This window comes from Streptomyces sp. NBC_00876 (genome assembly GCF_045207435.1).
Classification (GTDB): domain Bacteria; phylum Actinomycetota; class Actinomycetes; order Streptomycetales; family Streptomycetaceae; genus Streptomyces.
In genome coordinates this window covers 425,098-439,431 of the sequence record NZ_CP108800.1, presented here as the reverse complement: position 1 = coordinate 439,431, position 14,334 = coordinate 425,098, and the positions used below count along the sequence as shown (strand labels likewise).

Genomic DNA, 14,334 nt, shown 5'->3' with positions numbered 1-14,334 from the left:
CGGGGGTGCCGCGCCGTCCCGCTGGGCAGGTAGTCCTCGACGAAGCCGCGACGGGGGGCGGCAGGTGGTGCGAGGTGTGACGTGAGGGAGCGGACCGTGTGGCAATTCTCCGACGATCGTGGACAGGTATCGGCCGCCGGGCGGCGCCCGGCGAAGGTCCTCGCCTATGTCCAGGCCGGTGCGACCTTATGGGATCACGGCATTCGCCCGAGCGCGATATTCGGCTCGGGGCACGATGACCCCGCGGTGCCGGACGCGGCGAAGACCGGTTCGCTGCCCCTGGCCGACGTCGCGTACGCCGGGGCGGGCGCCAGGCTGGACGTGGACACGCTGCTGAGGGGCGAGCCGGACCTCGTGGTGGCCGTCAGCTACGGCGGCGGCCAGGTCTACGGCCTCGATCCGGAGACGGCCAAGCATCTGGAGGAGCGTGTTCCGGTCGTCGTCATCGACGTGGGCCAGACACGCACCCTCGCGGAGATCGCCGTGCGGTTTGCCGAGCTCGCCCGCTCCCTCGGTGCCGAGGAACCCCTGGCGGCCACGCGGGAACTGGACGCCGCCCGCGACCGGCTGCGCGCACTGACCGCCGGGCCGGACCGGGCGAGGGTCCTCGCACTGTCCCCGGCAGGCCCGGAGCAGGCACACCTGGCCCGCCCCCGCATGTGGCCCGAACTATGGGTACTGGCCGAGCTCGGCGTCGGCCTGGTGGAACCGGCCGAGGGGCCCGGTGCGAACTGGTCCACGGTCGGCTGGGGGCAGGCCGCGGCGCTCCGCCCGGCCGTCGTGCTCGCCGACATCCGGGTCAACGCCACCCCGCTCGACGAGCTGGGGACCAACGAGCAGTGGGCGGCGCTCGAGCGCTCGGCGCGGGTGGTGCCCTGGAACCCCGAGCCGGTGTGCAGTGCGCGCGCCCACGCGCGATTCCTGGCGCTGGTGGCCGACGCCCTGGAGGCGTAGCGCCGGGGGGTGGGCCCGGCCGGTCGCCGACGCGACCGATATCCGCCGTGCACGAGGCAGGATCGGGCTCAACGGATCCGCGGGCCCCGCCGCCTGCCAGGACACCCATGCCACCGCACTCCAGGAGAAACTCACCCTCATGATCGACAGACTCGACCTGCTGGTCATCGGCGAATGCGTCGCCGACATCGTCCGGCTGCCGGGCGCGGCCGACCGGGTCCACCCCGGCGGCAGCCCGGCCAACGTCGCGTACGGCCTGGCAAGGCTCGGCCAGGGTGTGACCCTGCTCACCCAGCTCGGGGCGGACGGGAACGGGCGGCTGATCCGTGACCACCTGGCCGGCGCCGGGGTCGACGTCCGCACGGACGGTTCCACCGCGCCCACCCCGTCCGCGGCCGTGACCCTGGACGGTGCGGGACAGGCCGCGTACACCTTCGAGATCACCTGGACACTCGGCCCCGTCGCCCCGGAACGGTCGCCCGCTCACGTGCACACCGGCTCGATCGCCGCCGTGACGGAACCCGGTGCGGCCACGGTCCTCGCCGCCGTCGAATCGCTGCGGGCCGCCGCCACCGTCAGCTACGACCCCAATGTGCGACCCGAACTGATGGGAGACCACGAGGCCGCCGTGCGCAAGGCCGAGCTCTGCGTGGCCCTCAGCGATGTGGTCAAGGCGAGCGACGAGGACCTGGAATGGCTGTACCCGGGCCAGGACCCGGAGAAGGTCGCCGAGAGGTGGCTTGCCGCCGGCCCGGCGGTCGTCCTGGTCACCAGGGGCGCAGACGGAGCGTTCGCGGTCCTGCCCGACGGGCGGGTGACCGCGGACGCGCTGCCGGCCGAGGTCGTCGACACGGTGGGGGCGGGGGACGCCTTCATGTCCGCCACCCTGCACTCGCTGGCCGGTCACGGACTGCTCGGGCCGGCGGGGCGGGAACGGCTGCGGGCGCTGGACCGGGCCACCGTCACCGACGTCCTGCGGCACGCGGTGGCAGCGGCGGCCGTGACCGTCGCCCGGGCCGGCGCCACTCCGCCCGACAAGGCGGAACTCGAGGTGGCGCTCGGCCGGATGTGAACGCGACGGTGCCACCGTCACCCCCCACGGGGACGGTGGCACCGCCACGGTGCGGATGACGTGCTGGCGGACCGGGGGTCGGGACCTGCCGGACACCCCCCACCGATCCGCTGCCGCCGGCACGAGGACTGTCTACCCACTGCCCGTTACTGGGGCATTACCGGCGGCCCGGACCGGCGGCCCGGACCGGCGGCCCGGACCGGCGGCCGGGGTCAGGTGACCGGGATGGCCCTCGGGAGGGCCGAGTCCACGGTGTTGCCCTGCCGGTCCTCGGCCGTCACCCGGAGGCCGAGGAAGCCGCCCTTGACCAGTGCCGAGTGCGGCGCGACGAAGCGGTAACCGCCGTCGTGCGGACGCAGGACCAGGACCTGCTTCCAGGTCACACCGTTGTCGGAGGTCACCCAGGCGCGGACCTTGCTCAAGCCGCCCACCGCGCCCGTGACATCGGCCTTCACGAGCAGGGGGAGACCGGCACGCGCCTGGTTGAGCTCGTTCAGCGGCGCGTCGAACGACACATTGAGCAGGTTCACCGGCGTCGCCGTCTCACCCGTGCCGCCCGCCGTGAACGTCCACTTGGCGCTCCCCTCACCGCCCATCGGGAAGATCCCCGCAGAGGTGAAGCCGCGCCGCAGCTCGTACGAGGCCTTGTCCGCGTCCGCGAAGGTCTTGTCGATCATCGACCCCTTGTCGGCGACGAGCGTGCCGTTGCGGAAGAGCTGCGTCGTGGACCGGAAGCGCTGCGGGACGTTGAAGTCGGAGTACTCGCCGACGCGTCCCTCCGGGTTGACGTTGTCGTCGATCCTCAACTGGAGCCTGGGACCTGTCGTCAGGCCGGAGACACCGATGGAGAACGGCCCGGTGAACCAGGTGTCCCGGGTCGAGCTGCCCGGTACGTAGCTGAATTGGCTCGCGGCGTAGTCCATCTCCACGCCGCCCAGGTGACGGTAGGTGAACCGCAGCCAGATCCGGTCCTCGGCCTGGTGGTACTCCGTGCGTTCACGGGGGACCGTCAGGTAGGAGGGCGAGGAGACGTTCAGGCCGTTCAGGCCCGTGCCGTAGACAACGCTTCCCTCCTGGTAGCGGAGCTTCTCGTTCATGCCCCGGTAGGTCATGCGGACCTTGGCGAACTTCTTGACCTCGCCGCTGGTCAGCCGTCGCTCCGGGTTGTCAGCGACATCGTCCTGCGCGTAGGCGGCGTCGTACAGCGCCGTCGTGTCGCCCACCGTGATGTCGCTGTCCGCGTCGGCAAGCCGCCAGCGCTCGTTGAAGGCGACCTTGCCCAGATGCGGTGCGGTCGTCGGAGTGATCCACAGCGCGTCCCGGCCGAAGGCCCCGTAGGCGCCGCCGGCCAGCATGCTGTGCCGGATGCCGAACCGGCCGTCATCCGTCGTGCGGGTCAGATTGCCGGTCATGAACTCGGGCCGGGTGTCCTTGCCCTCCAGGGACGCCGTCCAGCGGCGTGCCTTGCGGGCGTCGAAGACGATCTCGTCCGCACCGGGTGCGAGGTCGGCGCTGACGATCGCGATCTGGTGCACACCGTCGATGGTCATCGCGATCATCGCCAGACCCATGTAACGGCCCTCCGGCACCCGCAGATCACGGGTGCCCTCCGCTCTGACCTCCGCGTTCATCGCGGCGCCGTTGTCCGCGTTGAGAAGCGAGATCTGGGCGGCCGCCGGCTTGCCCGCACGGTCGAGGGTGGTGACCTTGAGGGTCTGGGCCCGGTCCAGGAGCAGCGGAATGCGCAGTTCCTGGCCGCCGCCGGACGGCAGGGCTGTCAGGTTGCCGGTGTACGTACCGGTCGGGGTGCCGGCCGCGTCGACGGTCAGGGTGACTTCGGTGGACTCGCCGGCGCCGAGGGCGACCGTGGACGCGGACAGCTTCAGCAGACCGGCCGGCGGGGCCGAACCCGTCGCGGCCAGCGAGCCCTTGAGGTCGAGGGTGACCGGGGCGTCCGCCGTGTTGGTGAGCTTGACCGGGCGGGTCGCGGTGCCGTCCGACACGTCGAGGCGGCCGAAGTCCACGGCTCCGGTGTCGGCCACCACGGACTGCTTCAGCGCGGCGGGGAGGTTCACCACACCGGTGCCGACGTCGTACACCGACTGGCCCGTCTGCGGGGCCGTCGTGCTGCCCATCAGCGTGTGCTTGAGCTGGTCGGCGCTCCAGCCGGGGTGCTCCTGGGCCAGGACCGCCGCGGCACCCGCCACGTGCGGGGCGGCCATCGACGTACCGCTCAGCGCGGTGTAGGCGGGGTCGGCCTGCGGGGTTCCTATGTTCGTCCCCGCCGCGCGCGCCGCCACGACATTGACACCGGGGGCGGCGATCTCGGGCTTCACCGTGCCGTTGAACGACGGCCCGCGACTGGAGAACGAGGCGGTGCCGCCGGTGAAGTCCACCGCGGCGACGGACAGGGCGTGCGGGGCGATCGACGGCGCGGACACCGTGCCGGTGTTCGGCCCTGTGTTGCCCGCGGACACCACGAACAGCGTGCCGGAGGAGCTGGCCAGCGCCTCCAGTGACTGGGTGACCGGGTCCTTGCCGTTCGTCGGGCCGCTGCCCAGCGACATGTTGACGACCTTCGCACCCTGCGCGACGGCCCACTCCATACCGGCGATGACCTGGGAGTCCGAACCGGATCCGTCGTCGCCGAGCACCTTGCCGACGATCAGGTCCGCGTCCGGGGCGACGCCGGAGCGCACTCCCGGCGCACCGGCCCCGCTGCCCGCGACGGTGGCCGCCACATGTGTGCCGTGACCCACCTTGTCCAGGGTGTTGCCGGTGCCGGAGAAGTCCTTCGCCTCGCTGACGCGCCCCACCAGGTCGGCATGTGTCTGATCCGCGCCGGTGTCCAGCACGGCGACCTTGACGCCCTTGCCGGTCCGGCCGGACTGCCAGGCCGTGTCGGCGCCGATCTGTGTGAGGTTGCGGTCCAGCGCGTCGGCGTGGACCTTGCCGTCGAGCCAGATGCTCTGCACCCCGTCGAGTGCGCCCTTGGCGGAGAGGGCGTCACCGACCTCGGCCGCGTCGTCCTTGTCCAGGACCGCGGTGCTGGCCTTCAGCGCGTGGAAGTCCCGCTTGGCGGGCAGCAGTCCACCGGCGGTCAGGGCCTGCGGCCGGCCGGCGCCGGTCCGCCGCACGATGAGCGGCAGTGAGCCGGTGTGCGTGTCGTCGTAACCGTCTCGGACCAGACCGTCGACGTTGAACAGCTGCGGGTCCAGCACCGAGCCGACCTTGCCGATGACATCGCTCGGGTAGAAGTAGGCGTCGCCGTCGATGTCCGTCCGCATGAGGACGGTGCCCGGCCGCGAACCGGCAGCAGGAACCGCGCTGTACGAAGTCCGGCCGTCCGTGGTGGTGGTGACCGTCACCCGGTCACCCGTGATGAGCGTGACGGTCCGGTGCACGGCTGTGCCGGACGGGCCGGCCGAGGGCAAGGAAGCGGGGCCTGCGGCCGCCGATGGCACGAGGGCCGGCGAGCACAGGGCGGCGACGGCGAGCGCTGCCACGAATCTGGCACGGGCGGGAGGTCTCATGAGGACTCCGGGTTCTGGAGGGGGGACGGATGCGGCGTGCCCCGCGCGGGAGGTGCCGGCTCGATGCGGTACGTGCTCCGCTCGCCCGACGCCTCCTCGCTGAGGAGGGTGGAGCCGGTGAGCCGGCACCATTCGTGCAGCGAGGCGCGGACCACGGGGTTGGCGCTGTGCAGTTCCAGGACGCCGCCCACAGGCAGGTCACGGCAGCGCCGCTCCAGCAGACCGAGGATCCGGGCCCACGGCTCGCCGCCCGCGTCGACGACGGCACGGACCGCGTCGTCCGGGCCTGACGGTGCGGGGAACGAGGCAGCACACATGGGCAGTTCTTCCTCGGGAGGTACGGGCACGCACACCCCGGGATTCCGGGACTGGCCAGGACGGTAGGCAGGCCCTGTTACCCGGCCATTACCGTTACGGCCGCGCGGCCGCCCGTGCGGTGCGGGCCTCGGCGAGCTCCTGTGTCAGCCTCCGCATGCCGTCCAGCACCTGCGGGTCCGGCGAGGGGGACATCGCCTCATCGCACTCGCTCAGCGCGGCCTGGGCCCCGTCCAGCCGGCCGCGGCGCAACTCGACCTCGGCCAGGCCCACCAACGCGTACGGCAGCACCCACGAGGAGCCGAGGGAACGGGCCAGCCGGACGGCCGCGGTGGCCAGCGCGGCAGCCCGCTCATGGTCGCCCAGGAGCAGTTCGGCACCGGCGAGGTTGCTCTGGTCGAAGGCGAGGACGGTCGGGTCACCGGTGCGCCGGGCCATCGACACCGCACGCCGGGCACAGTCCCGTGCCGCGTCCAGCCGGCCCTCCTCACGGGCCAGTTCACCCACCACGGACAGGGCGCTGGAGATCAGAGCGGCGTCGTCGCACTCCTCGGCCGTGCGCAGGGACTCCTCGGCCGCCCCGCGGCACTCCCGGATCCGACCGGAGACCAGCAGACAGGCGGCGCGGATAGTGAACAGCCGGGACAGCAGCGGCCGTCGCGCGGCGACGGGCATACCGGCGGTCTCCAACTCGGCGCGGTGCAGCGCCGGCAGGGCGTCTTCGTAGCGTCCGGCGTGGAAGTTCAGTGCGCCGACGGCCAGTTGCCGGGCGACCCGGTCGGCCGCCGCCGACCTGCTGTCCACCCGCGCGTTCCGCAGCACGTCGAGCCCCTCGTCGGGGCGCCCGGCCCGGCCGAGCACCTCGGCCAGGCACACCGCGGCGCGCAGAGCCCCCGGTTGGCGGCCGGCCGCCACCAGATCCGTGAGGGACCGCCGCAGCACCTCCTCCGCCTCCGGATAGTGGGCGGCGCGCCGCAGCACCTCACCCCAGGCCAGGCGCGCCTCGGCGGCCCCCGCGAGGTCCACCGGTTCGAGGTGCGCCACCAGCTCCCGGTAGTAGTCGCAGGCGCTGTCGTTGGCATACAGGGCCGCGGCCCGGTCGGCGGCGGTCCGCAGGAAGCCGGGCGCACGCACGTCGTCGGCGACCGCCAGATGGAAGGCGATCAGATCGACGGCTCCGGGCCGCAGCCGCAGCACCGCGTCCGCGTACGCCCGGTGCAGACGCCGTCGCGCGGCCCGGCTCAGCCCGTCCGCACACGCCAGGCGCACCAGCGGGTGGCGGAACGCATGGCCGAGCACCGGCCGGCCCGCGATGACGACGTCGCGTTCCTCCACGATCCCCGACAGAACGGCCGCGTCGAGCGCCGATGTGACGGCCGGCCCGTCCATGGGCGGATGCAGTCCGGCGGCGGCGACGGACTCCAGCTCGCCTAGCGGGACGGCGGCGCCGCCCGCCACGGACAGCGCGGCGAGAATCCGCCGGGCGTCCGCGGGCAGCCGGGCCAGCCGGCCGCCGACCAGCCGGCGGATGCTGTCGGGAACGGCGTCGCCCGCCGGTTCGGCGGTGGTCCTGCGCAGCGGCCCCATCCGCTCCAGGTCGGTCTCCGGACTGCTGGTCAGTTCGATGGCGAAGAGCGGGTTGCCGAGCGAGAGGCGAAAGACGCGGGAGCCGTTGCGCCGGTCCTCGGCGCGTCCCTCGGCCGCGGCGGCCGCCGCGGCGAGTCCCGCGCAGTCGGCGCGGCTCAGCCGCAGCAGATCGACCTCCACCGCCATGCCCTGCCGCAGGATGCCGTCGAGCACCCGCCGGCGCAGTCCGTCCGGTTCCGGGCCGTCGTCACGGCTGGTGGCGATGAACCGCCACCGCCGGGCCTGGGAGGTGCGCACCAGATGATGCAGCAGACTCAGCGATCCCGGGTCGGCGGTGTGCAGGTCGTCGAGCACGATCAGCACCGGGCGGGTCGCCGCGAGATCGGTGAGCACACCGGCCACGGCCCGGAACAGCCGGGCGCGCTCCTCCTCCGGACTCGCGGCGGCGGGCGGGCCGCCGCCCAGCGACGGCAACAGGGAGGCCAGCCCGATGTGTTCGGCACTCACCCGGGACCGTTCCGCGGCGCTGCATCCGGCGAGATGCCCGTCGAGCGCGTCCGCGAACACCCCGTACGGCGTCTGCCCCTCGGCCTCGTGGCCGGTACCCCACAGCACGCACACACCCTGCGCCGCCGCGTGCCGGGCCGTCTCGGCGACCAGCCGGGTCTTGCCGATCCCCGCCTCACCGCGCACCACGACGAGCGGGGTGCCGCCCTCGGCCGCCGTCGCATGCCGGGTGAGCAGATCCAGCGGCCGCTCGCGGCCGAACAGCGGCAGCCGTTCGGGCCGGCGGATGGGGGGCGGGAGCGGGGCGGGTGCGGGCGCCTGCCGCGACCGGGGCGGGGCTCCCAGGGCGTCGAGCGCCGCCAGCGCCGTACGGTGCAGCGCCTCCAGCTCGACCCCGGGCCGCACCCCCAGCTCGTCGGCGAGCGCCTCGCGGCAGGCGTGGTACTGGCGGATGGCCTGACGCGGCCGGCCCAGTTCGCACCAGATGCGGGCCAGACGCAGATGGAGGACCTCGTCGGCGGGGGAGCGGTCCACCGCGCGGCGCAGCACACCCACCGCGTCATCGGTGCGGCCCGAGTCCGACAGCCGGTCGGCCAGTGCAGGCACGAGCTGCTCGCGCAGCGTCTCGATCCGGCGGCGGCGCTCACCGGCCCAGTCGGCGAACCGGTCCTCGGGCAGCAACTCCTGTTCCAGCACGCCGAGGGCGGCGCCCAGTGCGTCGGCGTCCCGGGCGGCGAGCGCCGCGTGGGCGGCCTCCTCGGCCTCCTCGGCGTCGACGCGCACGTGCTCCGACAGGAACAGCAGCTGCCCTTCGGCCCGGACATAGGAGGAGGCGGTCCGCGGCGCCAGTTCGGGCTCCAGGGCGTGGCGGGCGGCGTGGAGCGTGACCCGGAGATTGCGCACCGCCGTCTCCATCGCCGCGTCCGGCCACAACAGGTCCATCACCTGCTCGCGGTGGCGCCGCTGCCCGGGCGCGACGGCGAGCACCTTCACCAGGGTCTGTGCGGTGCTGCGGCGCCAGCGGCGGGGGATGGCCACCCCGTCGTCGCGGACGGCCGCGAACCCGCCGAGCAGCCGCAGCGACAGCCGTCCCGCGCGCGGTGGTTGGGCCGGTCCGGACATGCCGCACACCCTAGCGATCAGCTGTCATCCGTACGAGAGCGTAGGAGAGCTGTCTACCCACTCCGCGTTACTGGGGCGTTACGGACCGCCTGGACCGGTCCGTCGGCGCGTTCCGGTGAGGGGGCGGTGCGGGGACGGACAGCCCTTAGCCGTCAGGAACCGCCCATGACCCGCCCGTTACCGTCCGCCGCCAGATGCGGGGCGCTGTCGTCGTCGAGGAACTCGACGACCGCCAGGGCGAGCAGGGCGCACAGCGTGATCCACACCGTGACCAGGCCCGTCGGCCGGTCCCACGCCACCAGCACCGCGACGGCCACCACGACCACCGCCCAGTTCAGCGGACGCCTCGCGCGGTGCACCCACCTGCCGACCGGGCCGCCGGTGAATCCGGCCGCGTCCCGCACGGCCCCGATGCCGCCGCTCCACATCGACATGACCCGGGTCGCCGCCCGGCCCCGGCCCGTCAGCCACGCGGCGAGCGCCACCACCGCTGCGACGGTCACCACCAGCCGGACACCGGCGCGCAGATAGCCGGCCAGCGCGTCGAAGACCGCACCCGCGGCCGGCTGGGACACCTCGGACGGGAGACTGTCGAGATAGAAGGCGCGCCCCGCCCACAGACCGATCCCGAGCAGGGCGGCACCCACCGCGGCCGCGAGCGCCGCGGTGACCAGGGCCCGCCGGCGGCGGACCGCGAGCAGCACCCCGCCCGCCGCGACGACCAGGGTGAACACGGGAAGCCAGAAGCCGAGGACCTCCAGCGCCCGGAAGCCCTTCTTGGCCTTGCCGACCGAGTCGGAGGTCAGCACCGTGAAGTCGGTGTGGATCTCCGGGATCTTCCCGGCGACCGTCAGACCGCGGTCGACGAGGCGCTGTTTCACCTGGTCGATGACGGGGGCGAGGTCCAGGGTGACGGCGTCGTCGGTCAGCTTCACCGCGCCGCCGCCCTCACCGGTCAGCGCCTTAACGACCGAGGCGTGGGCGGACCGGTTGAGGTTGGTCCACACCTGTGCGAACGCGTCGCTGGTGACGAACCGCTCCACCGTGCCGTGCACGAATCCGGTGATACCGGCGGTGAGCGGATCGCCGAGTCTGCCGAGCGCCTTGTCGACGAGCGGCCGGTCGGCGGGGGCGACGTCCGCCAGCAGCGCGTCGACGTCGAGATGGGCCATGACGGCGTCGGTGACCCGGTTGCTCACCGCCGCCTGTACATCGGGGTCGGAGGCCAGCGGCTTCATCATCGCCACGTAGCGGTCGGTGTCCCCGGCGACGTCGCTCGCCCAGCTCGACAGGATGCTCAGGGGGGTGAGTACGGCGGCCACCAGGATCAGCAGCACCGCGGAGAACGAGCGCAGCCGCAGCCGGGGCCGGGCCGGGACACCGGCCTCCAGCTGTGCCACCCGGGCGCGCAGGGCTTCCAGTTCGGCGCTCTCGTCCGGTACGGCCGACTGGCCGGGGTCCCGTTCCATGCCCCAAGGGGATGCCCTGGACGCTCGTGCGGCGCGGCGGGTTACTGCGTACGGGTGATGTGTGCGGGGCGGGTGGCCGGTACGGGCGGCGACGAGCGCGCCCTCCGGGCGGGGCCGTGCGTCCACAAGGTGCGAGTGCCGGCCGCTGTGGCGGGGCGGCCGGGCCCGGTGGCCCCGCCTGCCGGAATAGGGTGTCCTGACACTGGTATCGGGTGTCCTGACTGTTTCCCGCTCGTTCTTGTCTTATGACCACAATGATCGACAGTGCCGGATTCGCAGGCGCGGGCACCGAACCGGTCGTGGACCGGCTCACCACGGTGCTTCTCGGCGAGGAGGCCCGCCGGGAGCACGGCTTCTGGCGACGGCTCGTCGCCACCGAACCGTTTCGCCGCCCGTCCGGCCCCCCTCCCGGGCCCTCGCCCGATGAGCGGCTCGCGCTCACGTACGCCCGGCTGCACCGCCTCAACGAGGCGCTGGACAGCGGCGCCCGGCTGGCCGCCGACCCGCGTGCGCTGGCCGCGCTGCACGAATGGCTCGCCCCGCTGGATCCCGCGCTGACCACCGTCGCGGGAATCCACTACAACCTCTTCCTCGGCACCCTCCTGGACCACGACCCCGACAACCCCCGCGATCTGTCGGACTTCCTCCGGCTCCGGCGGACAGGAACGTTCCTCTGTACGGAGGTGGCGCACGGCAACGACGCCGCCGCCGTCGAGACGACCGCCACGTACGACCGGGAACGGGACGGATTCGTCCTGAACACCCCGGGACCCGGGGCGCAGAAGTTCATGCCCAACACCGGTCCGGCCGGCGGCCCCAAGACGGGGCTCGTCGCCGCCCGGCTGATCGTCGGCGGCACCGACCACGGGGTCTTCCTCCTCCTGGTGCCGCTCACCGACGACGTCCGCGCCCTGCCGGGGGTGCGGGTCCGCAGGCTGCCCGCGCGGATGGGCAGCCCCGTGGACCACTGCCTGACCTCCTTCGACCAGGTGTTCGTCGGTCGAGGCGCGCTGCTCGGTGGCGATCAGGGCCGGGTCGGCGACGACGGAGAGTTCCGCAGCGGCACCGCGGGCCGCAGGCGCCGCTTCCTCACCTCGGTGGCGCGCGTCACGGCCGGCCGGATCTGTATGAGCGCCAGTGCGGTCGGCTCCGCCCGCGCCACCCTGGCCGTCGCGGTGCGCTACGGCGGCCACCGGTACATCTCGGGGATCCGCCCGTCGCCGCGGGTGCCGGTGATCGCCCACCGCAGCCATCACGGCCCGCTGGCCGAGGCCATGGCCACCGTCTTCGCGATGAGCCTGCTGCACCGCCGGGTCCTCGCCCGCTGGGAGGCGGCGGCGGACCGGCCGGCCGCCGAACGCGAGGAGGTCCAGCGGCTGGTCGACATCGCCAAGGGGTGGATCACCTGGCAGGCCAGGGCGGTGATCGTGGAGTGCCGCGAACGATGCGGTGCGCAGGGCCTGCTGGAGCACAACGGCATGACCGAACTCGTCACCGGCGTGGAGGGTGCCATCACCGCGGAGGGTGACAACCTCGCCATCCATGTCAAGGCGGCCGCCGACATGGTCTTCGCCGCGGGGCCCGACACCCTGGCCGGTCCCGGTCCCGGTCCCGGTCCCAGTCCCGGTCCCGGTCCCGGCGCCGCACCGCTTCCCGGTGACCTCACCGATCCGAGGTTCCTCGCCGGGCTCCTGGCGCACGTGGAACGGACCTGGTTCGCGCGGGCCGGGGCGCGCATCGCACGGGCCGGGGACGGTGACCCGCTGGAGCGGTGGAACGCGGCCGCCGGACCCGCGCTGCGAGGGGTGGAGGCCCATGCGTACCGGCTGGCGGCCGACGCGTACGCGGACGCGGTCGACGCCCTGCCCGAAGGACGGGCCCGCGAGCGGCTGAGAGAACTGGCCCGGCTGTTCGCCTTGCGCTGGATCGAACGCAACACCGGTGACCTGCTCGTCGGCGGCCGGCTGACCGCGGAGCAGGCCGACGGGCTGGCGGAGACCGTCGAAGGGCTCGTCTCCGCCGTCGGCGCGCATCTGCCGGCCCTGGCCGAATCCTTCGCGATTCCCGAGGAACTGCTCGCCGACTGGCCCATCACGGGAGCCGGGTACATCGACGCGTACGACGACCCGGGCGCGTCCTGGCACCGGACGCGGAGCGGGACACCTGCCGGGGGTGAGCGATGAGGCGCACTGCGCGAAGGGCGCCGTCGCGGTGGTGCGGAACGCCGCAGTACATGAGTGAGGAATCGGTTCGCCACAAGAGGTGAACGGGTGGACGCCGCCCACGCGCGACGGCCTCGCGCGGGGGCGGCTACATCGGGCGCCATGCCGCCCGTCGGCCCCGTCGGCCCCCGGCGTCCCCGCCGGGCCGGGCACGACGGGGAGCCCGCAGCACCGGCCGCACCGCCGCTGAGCTGCGCAGAAGCTCGTGGTAGCGTGCCCGGAGCCAGTCGAACTCCACGTAGGGGTCAGGGAATCCGGTGCGAATCCGGAGCTGACGCGCAGCGGTGAGGGGGACGGGCGGGGCCACGGCCACTGGGAGACCCACGGTTTCCCGGGAAGGCGCCCCGTCCGCATGAACCCGAGTCCGAAGACCTGCTGGCACCCGCGGTCCGGGACCGGGCCGCGGAACTCCGTACACCGGGCCCCGCGCATGGGCCCAGAGACGCCGAGGTACTCCGTGCCGCCCATAGCCGGCCCCGCCCGATCCGCCGCCCTGCTCACCGCCTCACTCCTCCTGCTGACGGCCTGCGGCGGCGGTGCGGACAGCTCCGCCGCCAAGTCCCCGGGAGCCGACGGCTATCCGGTGACGCTGAAGAACTGCGGACGCACCGTCACCGTGAAGGCCGCCCCGCAGCGTGCCGTCCCCGTCGACCAGGGATCGGCCGAGATCCTGCTCTCGCTCGGCCTCGCGGACCGGCTGGCCGCCACGGCCACCTGGACCGACCCGGTCATGAAGGGCCTGGAGAAGGCCAACGCCGGCGTCCCGAGGATCTCCGACAACCGCCCCTCGTCCGAGAAGGTCCTGGACCAGGAGCCCGACTTCGTCAGCGCGTCCTTCGAGTCCACGCTGGCCAAGGGCGGCGTCGCTCCCCGGGAGCAGTTCGAGAAGCTCGGTGTCCCCACCTACGTCTCGCCCGCCGACTGCACCGCCAAGGACAACACCAAGGACGGCGACGGGGTCCGCACCGGTGCGCTGACCATGGACAGCGTGTACGCGGAAGTGCGCGACCTGGCCGAGGTGTTCGGCGTTCCGGAGCGGGGCGAGAAGCTCGTCACCGAGCTGCGCGCCCGGGTACGGAAGGCAGCGAGCGGCATCGACGCCTCCGGCGCCTCCCTCATGTACTGGTTCGCCAACTCCGAGGCCCCGTACCTGGCCGGCTGCTGCGGCGCGCCCGGCATCATCACCCGGGAACTCGGTGCGGAGAACGCCTTCGACGACACCCATGAGGAATGGCCGCAGATCAACTGGGAGACCGTCGCCGACCGCAACCCGGACGTGCTGGTCATCGGTGACCTGACCCGCAAGTCGCAGACCGCCGAGAGCGCCGCGAAGAAGATCGCCTTCCTGGAGTCCAACCCCGCCACGAAGAACATGGACGCCGTCCGGCACCAGCGCTACGTGCTGCTCAGCGGCCAGGCCATGAACCCGTCCATCCGGACGGTCGAGGGCGTGGAACTCGTCGCCGCGGGGCTGCGTACCTTCGGGCTCGCGGGGTGACGGACACCGGACAGGCCGCAGCGGTACGCGAGCGCACGCCCCCCACGGACGGTGG

Annotated in this window: 8 protein-coding genes and 1 riboswitch; of the genes, 4 read left to right on the top strand and 4 right to left on the bottom strand. The window is 73.4% G+C overall.

Annotated features, from left to right (window positions below; translation table 11 throughout):
- The first annotated feature begins 81 nt into the window (after positions 1 to 81).
- On the top strand, positions 82 to 954 hold the full coding sequence (locus OG782_RS02010) for an ABC transporter substrate-binding protein (RefSeq protein WP_406447640.1): 873 nt from the start codon (positions 82 to 84) through the stop codon (positions 952 to 954).
- 139 nt (positions 955 to 1,093) lie between these two features.
- Positions 1,094 to 2,026 (top strand): carbohydrate kinase, encoded by a 933-nt coding sequence (locus tag OG782_RS02005; protein ID WP_406447639.1) that lies wholly within the window; start codon positions 1,094 to 1,096, stop codon positions 2,024 to 2,026.
- Positions 2,027 to 2,238: 212 nt separating this feature from the next.
- Here the strand turns inward: OG782_RS02005 and OG782_RS02000 are convergent, their stop codons facing one another.
- The 4 genes from OG782_RS02000 to OG782_RS01985 form a co-directional block, all read right to left on the bottom strand.
- The gene (locus OG782_RS02000) at positions 2,239 to 5,559 is read right to left on the bottom strand and encodes a S8 family peptidase (protein ID WP_406447638.1); all 3,321 of its coding nucleotides are present in this window, start codon (positions 5,557 to 5,559) and stop codon (positions 2,239 to 2,241) included.
- Entirely contained in the window at positions 5,556 to 5,876 is a 321-nt protein-coding gene (locus tag OG782_RS01995; protein WP_406447637.1) for a sulfurtransferase TusA family protein, read from the bottom strand. Before OG782_RS01995 ends, OG782_RS02000 begins: the two co-directional genes overlap by 4 nt.
- A 94-nt stretch (positions 5,877 to 5,970) precedes the next feature.
- Complete coding sequence (locus OG782_RS01990) at positions 5,971 to 9,090, bottom strand: ATP-binding protein (RefSeq protein ID WP_406447636.1); 3,120 nt, start codon at positions 9,088 to 9,090, stop codon at positions 5,971 to 5,973.
- 152 nt (positions 9,091 to 9,242) lie between these two features.
- A complete protein-coding gene (locus OG782_RS01985) occupies positions 9,243 to 10,559 on the bottom strand; it encodes a hypothetical protein (RefSeq protein WP_406447635.1) in 1,317 nt (438 codons plus the stop codon).
- A 245-nt stretch (positions 10,560 to 10,804) separates the two neighbouring features.
- Between OG782_RS01985 and OG782_RS01980 the strand changes: the two genes are divergently transcribed.
- Positions 10,805 to 12,742 (top strand): acyl-CoA dehydrogenase, encoded by a 1,938-nt coding sequence (locus OG782_RS01980; protein WP_406447634.1) that lies wholly within the window; start codon positions 10,805 to 10,807, stop codon positions 12,740 to 12,742.
- Positions 12,743 to 12,988: 246 nt separating this feature from the next.
- Positions 12,989 to 13,176: riboswitch (cobalamin riboswitch) on the top strand.
- Between the two features lie 62 nt (positions 13,177 to 13,238).
- Complete coding sequence (locus tag OG782_RS01975) at positions 13,239 to 14,279, top strand: ABC transporter substrate-binding protein (RefSeq protein ID WP_406447633.1); 1,041 nt, start codon at positions 13,239 to 13,241, stop codon at positions 14,277 to 14,279.
- The last annotated feature ends 55 nt before the right edge of the window (positions 14,280 to 14,334 follow it).

Coding starts and splice junctions, on each gene's coding strand:
- OG782_RS02005 (WP_406447639.1), top strand. CDS start 1,094: ATGATCGACAGACTCGACCTGCTGGTCATCGGCGAATGCGTCGCCGAC.
- OG782_RS02000 (WP_406447638.1), bottom strand. CDS start 5,559: ATGAGACCTCCCGCCCGTGCCAGATTCGTGGCAGCGCTCGCCGTCGCC.
- OG782_RS01995 (WP_406447637.1), bottom strand. CDS start 5,876: ATGTGTGCTGCCTCGTTCCCCGCACCGTCAGGCCCGGACGACGCGGTC.
- OG782_RS01990 (WP_406447636.1), bottom strand. CDS start 9,090: ATGTCCGGACCGGCCCAACCACCGCGCGCGGGACGGCTGTCGCTGCGG.
- OG782_RS01985 (WP_406447635.1), bottom strand. CDS start 10,559: ATGGAACGGGACCCCGGCCAGTCGGCCGTACCGGACGAGAGCGCCGAA.
- OG782_RS01980 (WP_406447634.1), top strand. CDS start 10,805: ATGACCACAATGATCGACAGTGCCGGATTCGCAGGCGCGGGCACCGAA.